At 53.8% G+C, this 20236-nt stretch carries 9 protein-coding genes; 7 read left to right on the plus strand and 2 right to left on the minus strand.

All coding sequences use genetic code 11. From position 1 onward, the window contains the following. Nucleotides 1-112: 112 nt before the first annotated feature. Nucleotides 113-745 carry an HAD hydrolase family protein gene (locus M2277_RS07955; protein ID WP_280754541.1) on the plus strand — a complete coding sequence of 211 codons (633 nt, stop codon included), beginning with the start codon at nt 113-115 and terminating at the stop codon, nt 743-745. A gap of 111 nt (nt 746-856) precedes the next feature. On the opposite strand, the gene M2277_RS07960 is transcribed toward M2277_RS07955, so the two are convergent. Next, complete coding sequence (locus tag M2277_RS07960) at nt 857-1690, minus strand: ABC transporter permease (protein WP_036638948.1); 834 nt, start codon at nt 1688-1690, stop codon at nt 857-859. A 2-nt stretch (nt 1691-1692) separates the two neighbouring features. Then, nucleotides 1693-2649 (minus strand): ABC transporter ATP-binding protein, encoded by a 957-nt coding sequence (locus tag M2277_RS07965; RefSeq protein ID WP_179087322.1) that lies wholly within the window; start codon nt 2647-2649, stop codon nt 1693-1695. 712 nt (nt 2650-3361) lie between these two features. Here M2277_RS07965 and M2277_RS07970 point away from each other — a divergent pair. The 6 genes from M2277_RS07970 to M2277_RS07995 all read left to right on the plus strand — a co-directional run bounded on the left by M2277_RS07970 (nt 3362) and on the right by M2277_RS07995 (nt 20235). Further along, on the plus strand, nt 3362-4423 hold the full coding sequence (locus tag M2277_RS07970; RefSeq protein WP_280754542.1) for a glycosyltransferase family 2 protein: 1062 nt from the start codon (nt 3362-3364) through the stop codon (nt 4421-4423). Between the two features lie 665 nt (nt 4424-5088). Then, a complete protein-coding gene (panD, locus tag M2277_RS07975; protein ID WP_063479655.1) occupies nt 5089-5472 on the plus strand; it encodes an aspartate 1-decarboxylase in 384 nt (127 codons plus the stop codon). A gap of 27 nt (nt 5473-5499) precedes the next feature. Further along, nucleotides 5500-17667, plus strand: coding sequence for a non-ribosomal peptide synthetase (locus M2277_RS07980; RefSeq protein ID WP_280754543.1), 12168 nt, complete (start codon nt 5500-5502; stop codon nt 17665-17667). Between the two features lie 81 nt (nt 17668-17748). Continuing rightward, entirely contained in the window at nt 17749-18621 is an 873-nt protein-coding gene (locus M2277_RS07985; protein WP_280754544.1) for a CPBP family intramembrane glutamic endopeptidase, read from the plus strand. Nucleotides 18622-18625: 4 nt separating this feature from the next. Then, nucleotides 18626-19435, plus strand: coding sequence for a CPBP family intramembrane glutamic endopeptidase (locus M2277_RS07990; protein WP_280754545.1), 810 nt, complete (start codon nt 18626-18628; stop codon nt 19433-19435). Further along, complete coding sequence (locus M2277_RS07995; RefSeq protein WP_063479651.1) at nt 19432-20235, plus strand: CPBP family intramembrane glutamic endopeptidase; 804 nt, start codon at nt 19432-19434, stop codon at nt 20233-20235. The genes M2277_RS07990 and M2277_RS07995 overlap by 4 nt, the downstream gene beginning before the upstream one ends. Nucleotide 20236 lies beyond the last annotated feature (1 nt).

Raw genomic sequence — 20236 nt, forward strand, 5'->3', positions numbered from 1 at the left:
ATCGTCCATATAAAAAAGAAGCGTCGCGACTGGATTAACCGGATGTGGCGCTTTATTTTAACTAAGCTGCTGTTCGGATAAGGGAGTTTGTTCAGCAGCGGCTAATCAATTTTTGAAGGTGTTCCCTTTTGTAGACTACATGGTTTATTACAACGGTGCTTTAGCTACTTGCAAATCTAAGCAAAATGAGCGGCACATTAGTATCCCTATGGAGATTAGCCAACAGATTCATAAATTCATCGAGTTACGAGTACCTCATTCGATAATCTCATACGAGGTTCATGATTCATGGTATACGTGTAGACCAGTTCCCGATTCACAATGTGCTCAATTAGGTATCCGCTCGAATGACCCGAAACCCCAGGTTGTTGATAAAGATTATATAAGTTTGCTTTCCCCGACCAAAATATTGGTTCTAGGTTGCAGCACATGGGGGGATATATGCGAGCAATTCGGTGATCATGTGAACGTAATCGCAACCGATGGAGGAGTATTGGTCCAAATCATGCATAAATCAGCCTCAAAGGAAAAAGCCGTGCAATGGGTGTTAAGCGATATCGGAGTAAGATCAGAAAATTTAATGGTATTCGGGGATGACTTTAACGATTTAGGCCTGTTTCATATGTCGGGAGTTCCAGTTGCAATGGAAAATGCGATAATCGAACTGAAGAATTGTGCAGCCCACGTAACCGATTCAAATGATCATGATGGTGTTGCTGTTGCAATTGAGAGATTTGTAGTGTAATGCAGACCATCCATGACACTATACCGCAATAACTAGTAGGAAACAGGCAGCCGATACTATCGGCTGCCTGTTTTCTCGTTTTTTTTCGGAAAAAATGAACTGCGCTTTTCTCTACTTCTCAACACGCCAATCTACCTTTTTCAAGATCAATATGATGGACAACAGCGAGAAAAACAAGAGTATAAGCGTGTTCCAGGCGACAGAGCCGGACCAGCCCGATATCAGTACCTCCCGCATGGCTTCAGCGGCGTAAGTGGTTGGAAAGATATAAGAGAACCATTGCAGGATTCCAGGCAATTGATTCATATCCACCATGACTGGTGTCAAAAACGAGATGAACATCATCAACGCCTGGACGAGCATATTTGTCAGTTGATGGCTAGGAGACCAGAAGCCGATCAGTACACCCGCGCCAACCACGCTAAAAACGGTGAGCAGCAATACAGGGACAAGTCCCCAACTGTAGTGGAATTGAATGCCGTAAGCAAGCTGACCAATCAGGGCCAGGATAATAAAAGACGGTACGCTCATGATCAAGCCGCGCAGCAGATTGGCGAAGATGAAGTTTACCTTGGCAATCGGCAGGGACGAATAGTACGTGAAGTGGCCTTGATGCTTCTGCCAAGATATCTCCTGGGCCATGGAATTAAGTCCCATAACGATTAAGCCGAAGAGCATATTCCCTGTAATAATACGTGTCATGACGGCTGGCGTTGGGTCAACCGTGAAAAATTTGAGAAACAACAGCGTTGTTAACGGAAACATGCATGCCATGATGAATATCCAAACCCACGCCTCGCGGATAATCGTGAATTGAATACGGGCCAGGATCAGCCATTCCGTAATTCTGCGTTGGATGATACTCTGCTCCTGGTGCCCTTGGAGAAAGACCGCTTCTTGCAGCTGCAAGTCATGGCTTTGCATGGATGGTTTTGCCTTTTCCATGTTTAGACCACCTCCGCTGTGACAGGTTTATCCTGTTCGTCATCGATATGAAAATAAACATCTTCAAGATTCGGAGGGACCAGCGAATATTCTTCAATCGGCAAATGCTGGTTGGTTAGGCAGTCAATCGCGTAGCTGGCGTTTTGCTTCTCAATCAGTGCCCGGATTCGGTTTTCTCCTATTTTGGTCCACTGTCCCAGCGCGCTTAAGCTTTCGCAAACATAATCGCTTTCGCCTAAGGAAGTCGTAATTTCCAGTTTCATCCGCTGATCGACCCTTTGTTTTAAGACAGTGACATGATCGATGGCCAATAGCTTGCCGTGATTTACAACTGCTACTCTGTCCACGACCTGTTCGGCCTCCAGCACGTTATGTGTCACCAAGATTACGGTTACTCCTTGGCGATTGCGTTCCTGAATCAGATCCCATACGAGCCTTCTCTTTTTAGGGTCCAGTTCATTGGTCGGTTCATCCAGGATCATGACGGGGGAAAAGCCGATCAAACATGTACCAATCCCGATTAAACGCTTCTGTCCGCCGGAAACGTTTTTGAGCAGCTTATGACGGAGGTCCTGCATTCCAAAGCGTTCCAACAATTCCTCTGATTGCTCTATGGAGGACTGCTTTGTCAATCCCCGCAATCTTCCTGTAAAATACAAGGCTTCCCAGGTTTTTAAACTGGTCAGGGCGTGAGGCTCTTGTGAGTAGTAGGCCACCTCTTGGGCAACTCGCTTGGTTTGTGTCTGTACGCTGGTTCCTTTGTAGCGTACCGTACCTGAGGTGGGAGCAAGATGACCTACCATTTGCTTGATTAGCGTGGATTTGCCTGCTCCATTCGGACCAAGCAAACCGAGAATTTCCCCTTGCTGAACGTCGAAACTTATGTTTTGATTGGCGACAACCTTTCCTTTTTTGTATGTTTTATCCACATGCTCTAATTGATAAATCAGCTTCATCATTTTTCCCCTTTCAGTTCGAAATATGTTTTTGCTGCTGCGTGTCTAAATCAAGAGAGAGTATGTATTCTTTGACTGGTAAATGAGGATGCCTGAGTATACTTAACGGTATATCAACCGGCGCAATATAAAGATAACTTATTGCTATGACTAGGAGGGAGGGACGGCAGAACGGTTTTCGTCTCCGTCTCAGGACGGAGGCAGCATGCTGAAAATGTCTCTGGGGAGTATAGACGAATTAACGAGAAAAAGATATTCGTCCAAATCTGAAGTATGAGATAGGTAGGTAACATTCAATTACTACAGCGGCCAATATTGTACCTAGGAGAATTAATATTGTGTGTGTTCTAGTTCGTAAAACTTTGATCCTAGCATAGCAGATACACAGTCGATTTTTGCGAATTTTTTTGTAACTTACTTGCAACGGACTTCCGATAGAATGTGAGCAATCAAACAAACATCTATTTTCGGGAGGAAATAACAGCAAAAAAAACTTATCGGCGAATATCTTAAAATGCTGCTGCGTGAGCATGGACTCAGCCCGGACGCCACTTTGTTGCTGGATGACTCCGAGTTGCGATAGATTCCAATTCAACTCACAAGCGGCTCATGCATAAACCACCGTATGCTGTTTGGACTTGACGGCTTCCCCATTCCCCATTTACACTGACGATGTTTTAAGGGCATATATTTTGTAACGATGGGAGTGAAACGAATGGAGCCGTTGATAAGCATTGTGATGCCTACGTATAATCGGGCGCACATCATTTCCGGCGCGATCGAGTCCATCTTGAGCCAGTCTTACGGCAACTGGGAGCTGATCGTCGTTGATGACCGAAGCACGGATCATACGAAAGAGGCAATCCGCGAGTGGGCGAGTAGGGATGCGCGAATTCGCTATGTGTGCAACGAACGGGAAAAAGGGCCGGGCGGCGCGCGAAACACGGGGATGCTGGCGGCGCGAGGCGAATATTTGGCGTTTCTTGATTCCGATGACGAATGGTATCCTTGCCATTTGACCGACAGCGTGAGCACACTTGCGCTGACAAAAGCAGCTATCAGCTTTGCGCTGTGGGTGGAACAGCACGGCGATATGACTTCCTACAACTTCGAGAACAAGGTGGAGCGACATTTGCTGCATTCGATGCGAACAACGTTCGAAACATGGAATGACGGAGAAACGATCATATTCGAAAAAGGATTGTTCGAGGCGTTTTTGTCTCATACACGCAATTTTTTTCAACTGAATACGATGGTATTCCGGCGGGAGCTGTTGGATGAAGTCGGCTTGATCAATGAGCATTTTTATCTGGGTGAAGATACAACCTATCTGCTCCGCTTTTTCGACAAATACAGAATTGCACTGCAAACCAAACCTCATGCCGTCTACCGGGAATCTCCCGATAGCCTCTACTTATTCTGCGACCGCTGGCAGCTTGATCCAGATACGATTCATCTCAACAAGGAAATATATATAAGAATCGAGGAGCTTAGCTTCAAATCTATCCAGGTCCGCGAGCACATACGGGAATTAGTCTCTCAGTCCGATTCCGTCAGCAAAAAAGCGAAACAACTCTATTATATCGACATCGGCATCGCAAGCAAATATTATACACTCAGCTATTTAAACCGTCACGATCGCAAAAAAGCGCTCCACTATTGCCGCCAATCCATCCGCTGTAAAGTTACGATTTTTAATATGTTTTTGTATGTTAAGCTGCTGTTTTCAAGCAAGAACGGAAGTGTTTTTTTGCGCAGAGCTCTCAATCTCTGGTAGTACTGATCAAAAAAGTAAAGAAAATTTCCCCCTGTATTGTAAGTTTATCTCCCTATCGCAGGCAAAAGTTTAGCACTACTATAAGGGTAGGTTACAAGAAATTCCCTAATTTATGAGAATTATATTTTTTTACTGTAACACTTTAATTCATTACCGCTACACCTTAATACACACCAATTTCCCTCTTTGCAGCAATGAACTGCCTAGAATGATGAGCTGCTGCTATGTACAAGCCACGTTTTTAGTTTCTACTGCCAGGATTATCGATCTACTGGAACCCGCACGATAGCCTACACCTGCCTGATCAGCATGAGCTCGTTCAACAGCATGAGCTTACTGCCAGCAAGATTCCACACAAAAAAGTATGAGCTTGCCAGTCAACAAGCCCCCTCACAATCACATGAAATTGCCTATTCACCTTGATCCCACGCATAAGCATGAACTTGCTTGTTTTGCACAAACAGCCACAGTGGCAAGAGTTTGCCGCACAGTTTCTTTTTGGAACGTCTTGTTGCACCAGCCTGGTCTTTTCGTTAAGTCAGAGAAACAATGCAGGTTTGTTTCTGGATGTTCCTTAAAAAGAATATTTGCAAAATAGCGTTCGTTTTTAAGAAGTTAGCTAAGTCTTATTTTTCCAAACACCACCCCACAAGGAGAGTGTATTCATGTTTAGAGAGATGCATAAGTCCAAAATTCACCATGCTGTCGTGACGGAGGCCAATTTGAATTATGTAGGAAGCATAACCATCGATCAGGATATTTTGGATGCATCCAACATCCTGGAGAACGAAAAAGTGCAGGTTGTCAATATAAATAACGGAGCCAGGCTGGAGACCTATGTCATAACCGGCCCAAGAGGCTCGGGTATGGTGTGCTTGAACGGTGCCGCTGCGAGACAGGTGCAGCCGGGCGACCGCGTCATTATTATTTCTTACGCGATGATGGAGGAATCGGTAGCCCGAACGTATCGTCCGCATGTTGTCATTTTGGACGAGCTTAATCGCATCGTAACGGAGGATTATCAAGAACTGCATTCCACAACGTTGTGATCAAACACAGAACGGGGGCTGGCGACGATGAGAACCATCCGTAATTTATCCGGCGTATTGCTGGAGCGCAAGGAAAACGATGCGGGAATTTTATTTTGCGAAAGCGGTCAGGAACGCCACTTGTCGTACGGCCAATTACTAACATTGGCCGGAAGAGCGCTCCATCTGCTGCGCGAGCAGGGCCTTGAGCCAGGCGACTTTGCCGTCTTGCAGACGGAAGATAATGAACGGTTTATCCTCCTGTTCTGGGCTTGTGTGCTCGGCGGCATTGTCCCCGTACCTGTGACCGCGGCGCGTACGGACGAAGGACGCAAAAAGCTGATCGAGGTATGCAAGCAGTTGGAAGCGCTTAGATTTTTATGCGATGAGGAGCTTTGGCCGGGAATTCAAGGCTACGCTTTGAAGCACGGAGAAGCGGAGGCGCTGGCCGGGCTTGAGTCTGGCAGCGTGCCGATTGCGGAGGTGCTTGCGGCGGCTGTGGATACTAACAGGCCCGAGGCGGAGCCTTATGACGCAGCCGAGACGGACACCGCATTCATCCAGTTTACATCGGGCTCTACCGGAGACCCGAAGGGGGTCGTGCTGACGCACGGCAATCTTCTGTCGAACATGCGAGCCATTATCCATGGAGCACAGTCGACGGAGCGGGATTCTTCCCTAAGCTGGCTGCCGCTGACGCATGATATGGGGCTCATCGGCTTTCATCTTTCTCCGCTATTTTGCGGCATGAATCAGCTGCACTTGCCGACCTCGACGTTTGTGCTTCATCCGATGAAATGGCTGGTGCTTACGCATAAGCATCGGGTGACATGCCTCTCTTCGCCGAATTTCGGTTATGTGCATTTTCTGCAGCATTGGAAGCCGGAAGGAGCGGCCGCATGGGATTTGTCTTGCGTCAGGCTGATATTTAACGGGGCCGAACCGATATCGGCTGCCCATTGCCGCGATTTTCTGGAGGCTATGAAGCCGTACGGGTTAAAGGGGAATTGCATTTTTCCGGTATACGGGCTTGCGGAAGCGAGTTTGGCCGTGACGTTCCCTGGGACGGAAGACTACCTGAATACCGCTCTGCTTGAGCGGCAATCACTCGCTGTCGGACAGCCTGTACGAATGGCTGCACACGGGGACCATACTGCGATCGAGATCGTCGAACTGGGTTTCCCCGTACAAGAGTGCGAGGTGCGCATTTGCGACGAAGCGGGAAAACCAACGGCTGCAGGCAGTATAGGCTTGCTTCATATTAGAGGCCGCAACGTTACAAGTGGCTACTATAAGCGACCTGATGTAAACAAGCAAACGATTACCCCGGAAGGCTGGCTGAATACGGGAGATTTGGGTTTCTTGCTGGAAGGACGTTTATATGTGACCGGTCGCATGAAGGACGTCATATTCGTCAATGGGCAAAATGTGTATCCGCATGACCTGGAGGCATTGATCAGCAGCCTGAAAGGGGCCGAAATCGGGAAAACGGCGATTGCTGCCGTTCAGGATGACATGACCAAACGGGATGCGATGGCTGTTTTTATTCAACATCGCGGCAAGATCAGCGGATTTGTACCGCTGATGACCGAGGTGAAAAAACGGCTGAACGGATCGGCCGGTCTGGACGTTGCTTTTGTTGTCCCTGTTCGGCGCATTCCGAAAACGACCTCCGGCAAAATTCAACGCTACGTATTGGCGGAAGCGCTGCGCGCAGGAGAGTTTGCAGAAGCGCTTGCCGAGTTGAAAGAGCTGGAAGCGGCGACCACGCTCGAGCTCTATGATGCGGAAGGCGGCGATGTCTTCCGTGGGGATGCCAGCTTGGAGCCGCTCACGGAAGCGGAAGAACGGATCGTGTCCGTCTGGCGTGAGGTGTTGAAAAAGGATGCCATAGGCCGAAATGACAGCTTTCTCGAGCAAGGTGGCAACTCGCTCAAGGCGGCTGATGCAGCCGCCAGGCTGCAAGAGGCGTTTGGCGCCCGACTTACGCTTACCGAGCTGTTTTTGCATGATACGGTGAGCTCGCTGGCCGTTTTACTGGAGCAAAGGGCACAGGAGAGCATGGGTACTGCCACAGGCGCTCCTCCACCGGTGGTTAAAGCAGAAGAGCGGACGGTTTATCCTGCGACCTCGGCGCAAAAGCGGCTGTTCATTTTGGAGCAGCTGAATCCGGGGCTGCTCAATTACCATCTGCCGTTTGCGGTTCAGGTGAAGGGCCCGCTCGATATCGAACGATTCCGCGCAGCATGGCGGGCACTAATAGAGCGGCATCCGGCGCTGCGATCGTCCTTTTATATGGAAGAAGGGCATGTGATGCAGCGCATCGAGCAGGCGATCGAGTTGCCGCTTGCGGTCGTTGACGGAAGCAGCTGGTCGGCGCATGACCTGGCGCTGCGTCAGCGCAGCTTCCTGCAGCCGTTTCCTCTGGAGAAAGGGCCGCTGCTGCGCATGGAGCTTGTGCGCCTGGAGCACGAGTCAAGCGTACTGCTGCTGGATATGCATCATATCATGACGGACGGAACGTCGATGGGCATTTTGATGTCCGATCTTACGAGGTTTTACGAAGGGAACCTACCTGAGCCGTTGTCCATACATAGTGGGGATATCGCGCTGTGGGAGGAAGCGGACCGAAATGGGGGCTGGCTTGCGGGCCAGAAGGTTTATTGGCGCGAAATCTTTCGGGATGGTGTGCCGTCTCCGGCGCTTCCGTCCCCCCGTTCAAGACCGCAGACGCCGAGCTATCGCGGGGCAATGGAGCGCTTTGAGCTGGAGCCGGAGCTTGCCGGATCGCTGCGGGCGTTGGCAAGACGCGAGGGCGTAACGTTATACACCGTCCTGCTATCCATTTATTATGCGCTGCTTGCGAAATATACGGGCGAATCCGACATCGTTATCGGCACGGCAGCCGCGAGACGGATGCGGCCGGAGCTGCAAGGCGTAGTCGGGATGTTCGTTAACATGGTTCCGATCCGCCTGCGCGGGCAAAGCGGCTTGCGCTTCGATCAATGGCTGAAGCAGGTCCACGGGGAGGCGCTGACCGCCATAGGCAACGGGGATGTGCCTTATGAAGAAATAGCCGAGCTGGCGAATGTTGAGCGGGCATATGGGCGGAATCCGCTGTTCGATTCGGTGTTTACGCTGCAAAATATGGAGCTGCCCGAATGGAAGAGCAAAGATGTTGTTTATACGCCCCAAGCGATGGACAGCGGCTCGGCCAAGTTCGACCTGACTTGGGAGTGCGTGGATAACGGCGTTAGTATCACATTTACGCTGGAGTATGCGCTGGATTTGTACGATGAGCGGGCCGCTGCGCAATGGGCCCGGCATTATGTAGCGTTGGCCCGGGCCGTCGCCGCGCAGCCGCATGCAGCGCTTGGCGAGCTTGATCCCGTCAATGCGCAGGAACGGGATCGTCTGCTCCGGCTTGGCCGTTCATTCGCCGAGCAGCCGCAGGAGCTGTCGCTGCACAGGCTGTTTGAGCGGCAAGCGGCGGAAACACCGCAGCAGATTGCCGTTGAAATGGGCGAGCGGACGTATACCTACAGCGAGCTGAACGAACGTGCCAACCGGTTCGCGCGCGTGCTTGCACGGTGCGGCGTTGCGCCGGGGGCGAAGGTGGCGTTATTGTTGCGTCGCTCGCCCGATATGATTGCGGCGATATTGGCTGTGCTGAAATCGGGAGCCGTTTATGTCCCGATTGACCCGCAATATCCCGAAGAGCGGATTTTGTTTATGCTCCGGGATACGGAAGCGCAGGTCATCGTGGCTGCAGCCGCGACGATGGAGATGGGTGCCCGGCTTGCCGGTGACAGCATCGATGTCGTCGACATGGAAGAACTGGATACGAAATGGGCTGGCGGGTCCGGGCATGATCTGGACATCGATGGCGCTGGGGATGATCTCGCATATATCATGTATACCTCCGGCTCGACGGGCAAGCCGAAAGGGATTCTGACCACGCATCGTAATGTGTCCCGGATTGCCTACCATACCGATTATATAAGCATTTCGGAAAACGATGCGCTGTTGCAGCTTTCCAACTACGCCTTTGACGGTTCATCCTTCGATTTGTACGGTGCGCTGTTGAACGGCGCGAAGCTGACGCTGGTTGGCGAGGAAGAGGTTGCCGACGTTATGCGGCTGACGGAGCTGATCAAGGACAGCGGCATTACCGTGTTCTTTGTGACAACAGCGCTGTTCAATACGCTGGTCGATCATGGGCTGGAGTCGCTGCGCGGCCTGCGTCATATTTTATTTGGCGGAGAGCGGGCTTCCGTGCCGCATATCCGCAAAGCGCTGCGCCCGCTTGGACCGGGTGTGCTGCTGCATGTCTATGGCCCTACGGAAACAACGGTGTTTGCTACCTGTTATCCGATTACTGAAACATGGGATGGACAAGGGACGGCCACCGTGCCGATCGGTGCGCCAATCGCACGTTCAGAAACGCTGGTGCTGAATGAGCAGGGCCGATTGCAGCCGGATTGGGTGCCAGGCGAGCTGTGGATTGCGGGCGACGGTGTCGCATCCGGTTATGTGAATTTGCCGGAGCAGACCGCTTCAAAATTTCGGCCGCATCCATTCCGGGAAGGTGAAACCGTGTACGGCACCGGGGATCTGGTTCGCCGCTTGCCTGACGGAAATTTGGAGTTTCTGGACCGAATCGACAGCCAGGTCAAGCTGAGGGGTTACCGGATTGAATTGAGTGAGATCGAAAGCAGGCTGCTGGATTGTGCGGGCGTCAAGGAAGTGTTTGTGGCGCTGATCGAGAATGACGGCGCGCCTTATTTATGCGCTTATATCGTTGCGGAGCAAACAGAAGAGCAGGCAAGCGTTCGGAGCCAACTGACTGGAAAGCTGCCGGCATTTATGATTCCCGCCGCGTTTGTGCCGTTGGATAAGCTTCCGCTGAACGCGAACGGCAAGGTGGACATAAAACGTCTTCCTGTGCCGGAGCGCACGGCCCCCTATGAAGCGCCCGCCACTGACACGGAGGTCCTTGTTGCCGGATTGTGGCAAGAAGTGCTTCATGCAGGAAAGGTTGGCGCGGTTGACCACTTCTTTGAGCATGGTGGTCATTCCTTGAAAGCGGCCGCATTGACCTCGGCCATCTACAAGCATTGCCGGGTGCGCATGCCGCTTCAGGAAATTTTCAAGCTGCCGACGGTCAGAGAGCAGGCGGCCTGGATCGACGGGGCAGCCAAGGAAGCGTACGAACCTGTTACGGCCGCGCCACAAGCCGCATCCTATCCGCTGAGTCCGCCGCAGCGGCGCATGTTTTTGGCGGAAAACATAGCTGATATCGGACTGTCCTACCATATTCCGCTTGCGCTTAAATTGACGGGTACGGTTAATGAAACCGGATTTGGACAAGCGCTTCGGAAGTTGATCGAACGGCATGAGCCGCTGCGGACCTCCTATCACTGGATCGACGGTGCTGCGGCCCAGATCGTGCACGAGTCGGCCGACTTTGTTCTGCAAACGGCGGAGCTCGCAGAGACGCCGCTGCCGGAATGCTTGAGACCGTTTTTCCGGCCGCTCAATCTTGGCTCCGTGCCGCGGCTCGCTGCATGTTATTGCCGGCCCGAATCGGAAGGAGCTGAGGCTTATCTGCTGCTCAACATCCATCACATCGCGGCGGACGGCATATCCGTTAAGCTGCTGCTGGAGGAGCTGGCCGATTTGGTCGACGGGGCAGAACTTGCGCCTCTGGCTCTGCATTACAAGGATTATGCTGTTTGGCAAGAGCGACAGTCCGGCTCAGAGCGGGCGAGGGCAAGTCAGGCGTTTTGGACGGAGCAGCTTGCTGAATCTTCGGCGCCGCTCGATATGCCACTGGATCGGGCGCGCGGCGACCGTCAGACATTTGCAGGCGATACGTATACCTTCAATATTCCGTCGGCACTCGTCGCACGGATGAAAGAAACAGCAGCAAGCGCCGGAGCTAGCTTGAACAGCCTGCTTTTTGCGGCTTACGCGCTGCTGCTCAAGGGAACGACGCATCAGTCGGAATTTGCAATCGGTGCTTTGGCGGCAGGCCGGACGCATCCGGACACGGCCCGGATGATCGGCATGTTCAACCAGTTTCTGCCGATTCGGATGCAGGTGGCGGACGAGCTGCCGATCTTGGCGTTTGTGGATGAGACCCATCGGCGTCTGCTTGCCGCATACGAGCATGGCGATGTCAGCTTCGAGCACATGATGGAAGCGACCCCGTATCCGCATGACCCTTCGCGCAATCCGCTGTTCGATACGATGCTGATTCTTCACAACCAGTTTGATGACGAGAAACTGGCGGTGCGCGGCAACGGCTGGAGCATGGAGCCTCTGCCTGTCAGCCACGGAACCTCCAAGCTGGACTTCAAGCTCGATCTGTACAGCGATGGCGAAGGCGATCTGCGGGCGGTGCTGGAGTATAATACGGGATTGTTCGATAAAGGTACGATGGAGCGCTTGGCGGCGCGGCTGCTTTACATTTTAGAGCAAACGGCTGCCAGCCCCGACCTGATCTGTGGCGACGTTGAAATGACGACACCTGCCGAAGAAGCTGCCATTGCGGCATGGAATAATACGGGATCTCCGTACCCGATGGAGAAGACGATTCACGAATGGTTCGCCGAGTCCGCGCGGCGGTGGCCGGACCTCCCGGCGGTGCGATCGGCAGAAGGCTCGCTGACGTATGGGGAGCTTAATGAACGCGCTGAACGCATGGCTGCCGTGCTAAGAAGCAAGGGGGTTGCGGTCGAGACGATTGTGCCGATTGCCGCCCAGCGCTCGCTGTCCATGATGATTGCGATCATGGCGGTGCTCAAGGCGGGAGGGGCCTACTTGCCACTCGACCCGGAGCATCCGCCCGAGCGGATCCGCGGCATTCTGGAGGACAGCGGGGCCAGTCTGCTTCTGGCGGGGACCAAGTGGATTCATACGCTCCCGGCCTTTCAGGGGGAAACGCTAGATCTGGACGCGCTTGCGACTACCGCCGCATCGGAGCTGCCGCTTGGCGAAGAAGAAACGGTTTTGCCGCCTCAAGCAGGCCCCGAGCATTTGGCGTATGTCATTTATACATCAGGCTCCACCGGCCAACCCAAAGGCGTTATGGTGGAGCACCGCGCTGCGATCAACCGGCTGCACTGGATGCAGACGGCTTATCCGTTGAATGAGCGAGACGTTATTTTGCAGAAAACGCCGATCACGTTTGACGTTTCCGTATGGGAGCTGTTCTGGTGGAGCTTTGCCGGTGCTTCGCTTTATTTGCTGGAGCCCGGCGGGGAGAAAGAGCCAGCGGTCATGCTGCGCGCGATTGAGGAGCAGGCGGTTACGGTTATGCATTTTGTGCCGTCTATGCTGGGCGTCTTCCTGCCCTACGCGGCGGACAGCGGCAGAGGCGGCGAGCTAAGATCCCTGCGGTACGTATTTGCGAGCGGCGAAGCGCTCAAGCCCGCGCATGTCGCAGGTTTTTACCGCCTGATGGAGCGTGGCGGCAGCCAAGGACGGCTCATCAATCTGTACGGCCCGACGGAAGCGACCGTCGATGTCAGCTATTACGATTGCCCGGACGCTGGGGCGGGTGCGATTCCGATCGGCAAGCCCATCCAGAACATCCGGCTCCACATTGTGGACGAGCGGATGAGACCGCAGCCAATCGGTGTTTTCGGCGAGCTGTGTATCGCAGGTGCCAGTCTTGCGCGCGGATATCGCAACAGGCCGGATTTGACAGAGCAAAGCTTTGTTCCGAATCCGTTTGCCGCAGGAGAGAAGCTGTACCGTACCGGGGACCTTGCAAGGTGGCTGCCGGACGGCAATATTGAATATTTGGGACGCTTTGACCATCAGGTCAAGCTGCGTGGTCTCCGCATCGAATGCGGCGAGATTGAGCACACGCTGCTCCGCCAGGCAGAAGTTCGCGATGCCGTGGTGACGGCGGTGATGGACCATGCGGGAGAGCCGGCGCTATGCGCATATCTCGTGACAGTGGACGGGGAGAAGCCGGAGGAAGTGAGTCTTCGGGATGCACTTAAGGAACTGCTGCCGGAGTATATGATTCCTACATATTTTGTAGCTATGGAAGCGTTACCTCTGAATCCGAGCGGCAAAACAGATCGCAGCCGCCTGCCGGAGCCCCGGTTCGCTGAACCGGTGGCTCACGGCGAAGCGCCTGCTACGCCAACGGAGCAGCGGCTGTCCGAGCTGTGGCAGGAGGTGCTCGGTCTGGCTGCAAGCGGGCCGGACGACCCGTCGGTGATCGGGAGAGAAGCCCATTTCTTTCAATTAGGCGGCCATTCCTTGCGCGCCGCACGGCTAGCGGGCTTGATCGAGCAGCGTTATGGAGCTGCATATGCATTGAAGGATGTGTTCGAGACTCCGCTGCTGCGGGAAATGGCGGCCCGCATCGACACCGCAGTCTCCAAGCCGGCCGTGGTTATTGCCCAGGCGGAAAGTCGGCCTTACTACCCGTTGTCACTCGCGCAGAACAGGTTGTTTGTGCTGCAGCAGTTTTATCCGGGCAGCACGGCCTACAATCTGCCGCTCGCGCTGAGCCTGACGGGAAAACTTGATCAGAATAGGCTTCGCGAGGCGATTCAGGGCTTGATTGACCGCCATGAACCGCTGCGCACCAGCTTTGACTGGGCAGACGGCAAGCCTGTACAGCGTGTCCATGAGCGGGTTTCGTTTGAACTCGCCGTGTTTGCCTTGATGGATGCATCGGACTTGAATACATTTACGCGTGCAGTCGTCCGCCCGTTTGATTTGCGGAAGGCTCCGTTAATTCGGGCGTTTCTTGCGACAGACGGCGAAAGTCGGCATACGCTGCTGCTGGACATTCACCACATCGTCGCTGACGGCGTGTCCATGAATGTGATGGCGCGCGATTTCGAGCAGTTGTATCGCGGCGGCTCCTTGCAGCCGCTGCCCATTCACTATAAGGATGCCGCCGTTTGGCAGCAGGAGTGGATGGCTTCAGTGGCAAGAGAGGAGCAAGAGCAATATTGGGTACTCCGGCTAGCGGGTACACTTCCTGTGCTGCAGCTGCCAACCGATTATCCGCGTCCGCCCGAACAAACCTTCGAAGGCGCCAAGCTTGAACTGCGAATACCGGCAGGGCTTGTCGAGGGCATCGAAGCGGCGGCTGAGCAATGGGGCGTTACGCCATTCCATATCTGGCTCGCTGCTTACCATACGTTATTGCATCTGATGACAGGGCAAGACGATCTGATTGTCGGCACGCCGATCGCCGGCCGCTTCCATCCCGCTACCGAGTCTCTGGTCGGCATGTTTGTCAATACACTGCCGATTCGAAGCCAGCCATCTGGCGAGCTGTCGTTCAGAGCGTTTGCCGAGCAGCTGAAAGAAACAGTGCTTGCGGCACTGGATAACAGCTTGCTCCCGTTTGAGCACATGGTGACGATGCTGGATGTGCCGCGCGATCTGAGCCGCAATCCGCTGTTTGACACAATGTTTGTCATGCAGCATAGGGAGGCCGGACAGGTGGCGGTGGACGGCTTGCAATTTGAGGCGCAAGTGCCGGATCATCGCGTTTCGAAGCTGGACTTGACGTTTGAGATTGCGGATCAGGGCCCAAAAGGCGCAGCCTTGATGATCGAATATGCAACGTCGCTGTTTAAAGAAGACAGCATATGCAGAATGGCGGAATGGTATTTCCGTATTGTCGGTCTTGCACTGGCCGAGCCGGAGCAGTCGCTCGGAGGGATCGGACTGCAGGGCGCCGCTGAGGCAGAGAAGCAGAGCAAAGAGTTCAATCGTACGACAGCGCCGTATGCAGGCGGCGATACAGTGGAGGTTTACCTCGAAAGACAAGCGGTGGAAACGCCGCAGGCCGTTGCGGTTGCGGCGGAGGACGGAGTTTTGACGTATGCGGAATTGAACCGGAAGTCAAACCGGCTGGCGCAGGCACTCAGACGGCAAGGTGTCAAGCGCGAGGATCGCGTGGCCGTTGTAATGGATCGCAGCCTGGAGATGATGATTGCAATCTTTGGCGTGCTAAAGGCGGGCGGAGCTTATGTGCCTGTTGCGCCGGGCTTGCCGCCGGAACGAATACGCTACATGCTGGACAATTCCGGAGCCGAGCTTGTCCTGACGCTGGGCAAAGCCTCGGAAGAGCTGGAGACGTTCGCGTCATTGATGGACGTTCATGAGGCGCTGGCGCAGGAACGGGACGACTCCCCTGTGGAGAAGCTGCATGATTCACGTTCGCTTGCCTATGTGCTGTATACCTCGGGATCGACCGGACAGCCGAAAGGCGTCATGATCGAGCATCATTCCGTTGTTAACCGGATCGGCTGGATGCAGAAGCAATACGGACTGGACGCAAGCGGAGTCATTATGCAGAAAACGCCGATTACCTTCGACGTATCGGTCTGGGAGCTGTTCTGGTGGAGCTTTGCGGGAGCCAAGCTGGTCCTGCTGCCTCCAGGCGGCGAAAAAGACCCCGCGCTTATGATGGATACGATAGCGCGGCATGGCGTAACAACGATGCATTTTGTGCCGTCCATGCTGCACCTGTTCCTGGAGCATCCGAGCTTGCTGCGCGGCGAGGCCAGGCTGGAGAGCCTGCGTCATGTGTTCGCCAGCGGCGAAGCGCTGACTGCGGATCAGGTGCGGCGGTTCCGCGAGCGGATCGGAGTTCCATTCGATACCAGACTTGTGAACCTGTACGGCCCGACCGAGGCGACGGTGGACGTTTCCTTTTACGATTGCTCTGATGGCGATATTCCGATCAACGATATTTCGATCAATGTACCGATTGGCAAGCCGATCGACAATATTTCGCTCTATATCATGAGCGGAGCGATGAAGCTCCAGCCTGTCGGCATTGCGGGGGAACTATGCATATCCGGCGTGGGCCTGGCGCGAGGTTATATCGGCCGGCCCGATTTGACGGAAGAAAAGTTCGTCGATAATCCATTTGCGGTGGGCAGTCTGATGTATCGAACAGGAGATCTTGCCAGATGGCTGCCTGACGGAAGAATCGAATATTTGGGCCGAATCGACCATCAGGTGAAAATAAGGGGCCAGCGTATCGAATGCGGGGAAATCGAGCATGTGCTGCGCGGTCATCCAGCGGTTTCGGAAGCGGTGGTCATGAAGCGGGATGCCGCGAGCGGAAGCGAGTATTTATGCGCGTACATCGTTTGCACCGAACCTGTGGACCTTGAGGAGTTGCGGGATTTTGCAGCATTGCGCCTGCCGGATTATATGGTTCCGCTGGCCGTGATGGAACTGCCCGTTATGCCCCTGTCTCCAAACGGCAAAATCGACCGAAAGGCGCTGCCGGAGCCGGAGCTTAAGACGGGTAGCGGCACTCCGTTTGTTGAAGCGACAAGCGATAACGAATTGGCAATTGCCGCCGTATGGCGCGAAATTCTGCAAAGGGACGACTTCGGCATCCATTATCGCTTCTTCGATGCCGGGGGAGACTCGCTGCTGCTGGTACGGGCGCATCAACGGCTGGAGACGTTATATCCCGGCGCTCTCGGCGTAACGGATCTGTTCACCTATCCAACAATCTCATCGCTTGCGGCGTATTTGGAGTCGAGAAATCGGGAGCTCGCGAGCTGGAGCTGGACCGGTCTGCTGGTGGCAGACGACTGCGTCAGCAGCGGCTATGCCGCGGAGCGTATCGGCAGCGTTCAGTTCCAACTGGACCAGGTGGTTGCGAAAGGACTTGCGGAACTTGCAGCATCCCGCTCGGTGACGGTTGAAGCCGCGGCGTATGCCGCATATCTGTACTTCTGGCGAGGAGAGTCCGGCAGCAGTCGGCTTATGCTTCCAGCCATGACGGATAACGGTCTGATTGCTCCGAAGGAAATCGACTTTGCAGAGGTGCGCGATTTCGATACGCTGCTGCGGCATGCCGCCAAGCGGGCGAGCGCAGGAGAATGTTACTCCGTGCGACAAATCAGAAAGCACCCGCAAGCCGAAGCCGGATTTGTCTTGTTCCCGTTATTTGCAGGAGCAGCGCAGCACGGGTTCAAGGAACGGGAGACGTTATTGGAACGATTCGATGTTGTGCTGTATATGGATGGCGCTGCAGCGCCAAGCGGGGCGGAAGGGCCAGAGCTTGGCGGGGTGTGGACTTACAACGCCCGACGCCTCGGCAAGGAGTCGGTGCTGGATTGGGCTTCCGCTTATCTGGAGCTTCTGTCGAGCGTGGTCGAGCAATATCGCGCCACAGCAGACAGTGCCGTCTCGAGGGCGTAGCATGGGTCAAGCCTTTGGACAAGCTGGACTGCGCCCGAGACTTGAGCATACATCTGACAGAAGAAAGAAAGGAGCTTTCCTGTGAAAAAAGTGTTGTCCGTGATAGGGAATATCGCGCTTTATATTGGGGTCTTTTATGCGCTGCTCTATCTGCTTCGCTCGACTTACCATTACGAAGCGACGCTGACTTTTGCTGAGTTTCTGGATCGCAACCCGGCTATGTTTATGGTCGTTCTGTTCACGCTGATTACGCTTGTGTACATGCTGATCTTTCGCATCAAAGGATGGATCTGGCCTCATGCGGAAAAAAATCTGTTCCGCGCGTCGGGCTTCAAGCGGCTGAGCGCCTCGCGCGTCTTGCTCATGATCGGCCTGGGTCTTGCGGGAAGTTTGTTCAGCATCGGCCTGATCGTCATTGATGATATTGCACGGCAATTTCCGTCCATTCCCGCGCTGGTTGACGATCTGATCAGGGGGGATTCAATCTGGTACGTCATTCTTGGCGCCGGTTTGATTGGGCCGGCATTTGAAGAAATATTGTTCAGGGGCCTCATTTTCAGGGAGCTTCGCCGGGTTATGCCGGTATATGTGGCCTTGGTGCTGCAAGCAGCGGCTTACGCCTACTTCCAGCCGAGCGCGGCCCTTTCAATCATCAGCATCGGTTCGGGCCTGATTTACGGGGTGCTGTATTTGCGCACCGGGTCGCTGTGGGCACCGATCCTGGTACAGAATACGGCCATGGGCACCATCTTTCTATTTAAATACATCGGGTTCTACGAATGGTTTGACAAACTCGGCGATGTTTCGCTGTATATCATTACAGCGCTCTGTCTGGCGGCGTTGATTGGAGGTTCCGTCTATGTCTGGCGTTCCTCCGGCAACGGTTGCATCGGCACACGTGCCGGTCAAGCACTGACGGCTGACGTGCCGCCGACAGCACAAAAGGGGGGCTAACCGCATGAAGGCATGGGGAATGATGCTGGCCCGCGTGGCCGTTGTTATCGGGCTGTATTTTGCATGGTTTTTTACCGTGACGACATTTTTTTTCGATTATCTTTACCCCAGAAGCACGTGGTTTGAACAGAACACGGTAACCGTCATTATTTTGAACGATATGGTGGGTTTGCCACTCATGCTGCTGGCCTGGAGGTTTATATTCAAGGAAAACCTGTTTAAGGCGGCTAAGTTTCGCGTGATGAGCGGCAAATCGGTGGCCATCGCTTTATGGATCGGGCTTGGAGCCGGCCTGTTTACAGTCGCATTCTCCCGACTTCCTGCCATTGCAACGGACAAGTATCAGTTCCGCGAATTGTTTGATTACCTGAACCGCGCGGAATGGTATGTATTTCTGGTTTTCCTGATTCTCGGAAATATTTACAAGGAGACGTTGTTCAGAGGCATTCTGATGAATGAATTCAGACGCGTGCTCCCGGTCTGGATCGCCATTGTGATTCAGGGCGTGTTATACGGGGCGCTGTTCTTTTTCGGAGACATTCCGCTGTCGCTGTATGGTTTTCTAGGCGCGGTTATTTTTGCGCTCTTGTATGTCTGGTTTAAATCCATCTGGGCGCCGATCGCAGCGCAAGTTGCCTGTCAGGGCAGTCAGTATCTGCTGTGGCATTACGGGCCGGAGACGACGGATGTTACTATGATGTCCACCTGGATGGCTGTGGCGGCCGTCATGATTGCGGTTGGCATATTCCTTGCGGTCAAGCATCGCTCTTCGATCTCCGCGCCGTTGTCTTCTGAGGCGGTGACACCTCTGTGAAGGGATTACGAATAGCGGGAAATACCGTATTATATTTGGTCATTTATGCGGCGATTGTAATGCTTGTGAATCAATTGCTTTACAACGGGATCAGTAATTCCGTGCTGAAAGAATGGATCAAAGGCAATTCCGGCATTGTACTGATTGTATCCAATATCATTGTACTTGCCGTCTATCTTCCGCTGCTGCGCTGGCAAAAAATTTCACTGAAGGATCTGGGGTTTGTTCCTCCGCGCAGGGGATCGCTGCTGCTGTCCGCAGGGACGGGCATCTGGCTCGGCTTGTTTATTGCCGCGTTTGCCCGTCTTCCGTGGATAAAAGCGACGTTTCCGGCCATTTCGGATCTGGTCGCTTTTGTCGCCGGCGGCAGCCTGATTATTTTTATGCTCGGCAGCTTGCTGCTGGGATCTTTGCTGGAGGAATGGCTGTTCAGAGGCATGCTGTTTCATACACTCAGTCAATCTCTTTCGATTCTGTGGACGGTTCTGCTCCAGGCCGTATTGTTCGGCGCGGTATTTATGAATGTGACGGTTGGCGCATTTGCGGCACTGGGCGCGATGCTTTACGGTGCCGTTCGCGCGGGCTCGCATTCGCTTTGGGGGTCGCTTGCGGCCCATGTGTGCAGCACAGCCACCTTGTATATCGTGCTGCAATGGGCGGGCGATTGGCAGTCCGGTACGCTTGGATTATTAGCCATGATCAGCGGACTTGGCATTGCGGCGCATGTGTTGCTGCTGCTGCGCGGGAGCGGTGGAAGGGCAGAAAAAGAGCAGGCCGTCAGCGTTTCCATTACTAGCTAGG

Source organism: Paenibacillus sp. LBL (assembly GCF_029893715.1).
In the GTDB taxonomy this organism is placed as follows: domain Bacteria; phylum Bacillota; class Bacilli; order Paenibacillales; family Paenibacillaceae; genus Paenibacillus_AQ; species Paenibacillus_AQ glucanolyticus.

What these genes read in the sequence shown, in the direction of transcription:
- M2277_RS07960 (WP_036638948.1), bottom strand. Translation starts at nt 1,690, where the DNA reads ATGGAAAAGGCAAAACCATCCATGCAAAGCCATGACTTGCAGCTGCAA.
- M2277_RS07965 (WP_179087322.1), bottom strand. Translation starts at nt 2,649, where the DNA reads ATGATGAAGCTGATTTATCAATTAGAGCATGTGGATAAAACATACAAA.
- M2277_RS07970 (WP_280754542.1), top strand. Translation starts at nt 3,362, where the DNA reads ATGGAGCCGTTGATAAGCATTGTGATGCCTACGTATAATCGGGCGCAC.
- panD (WP_063479655.1), top strand. Translation starts at nt 5,089, where the DNA reads ATGTTTAGAGAGATGCATAAGTCCAAAATTCACCATGCTGTCGTGACG.
- M2277_RS07980 (WP_280754543.1), top strand. Translation starts at nt 5,500, where the DNA reads ATGAGAACCATCCGTAATTTATCCGGCGTATTGCTGGAGCGCAAGGAA.
- M2277_RS07990 (WP_280754545.1), top strand. Translation starts at nt 18,626, where the DNA reads ATGAAGGCATGGGGAATGATGCTGGCCCGCGTGGCCGTTGTTATCGGG.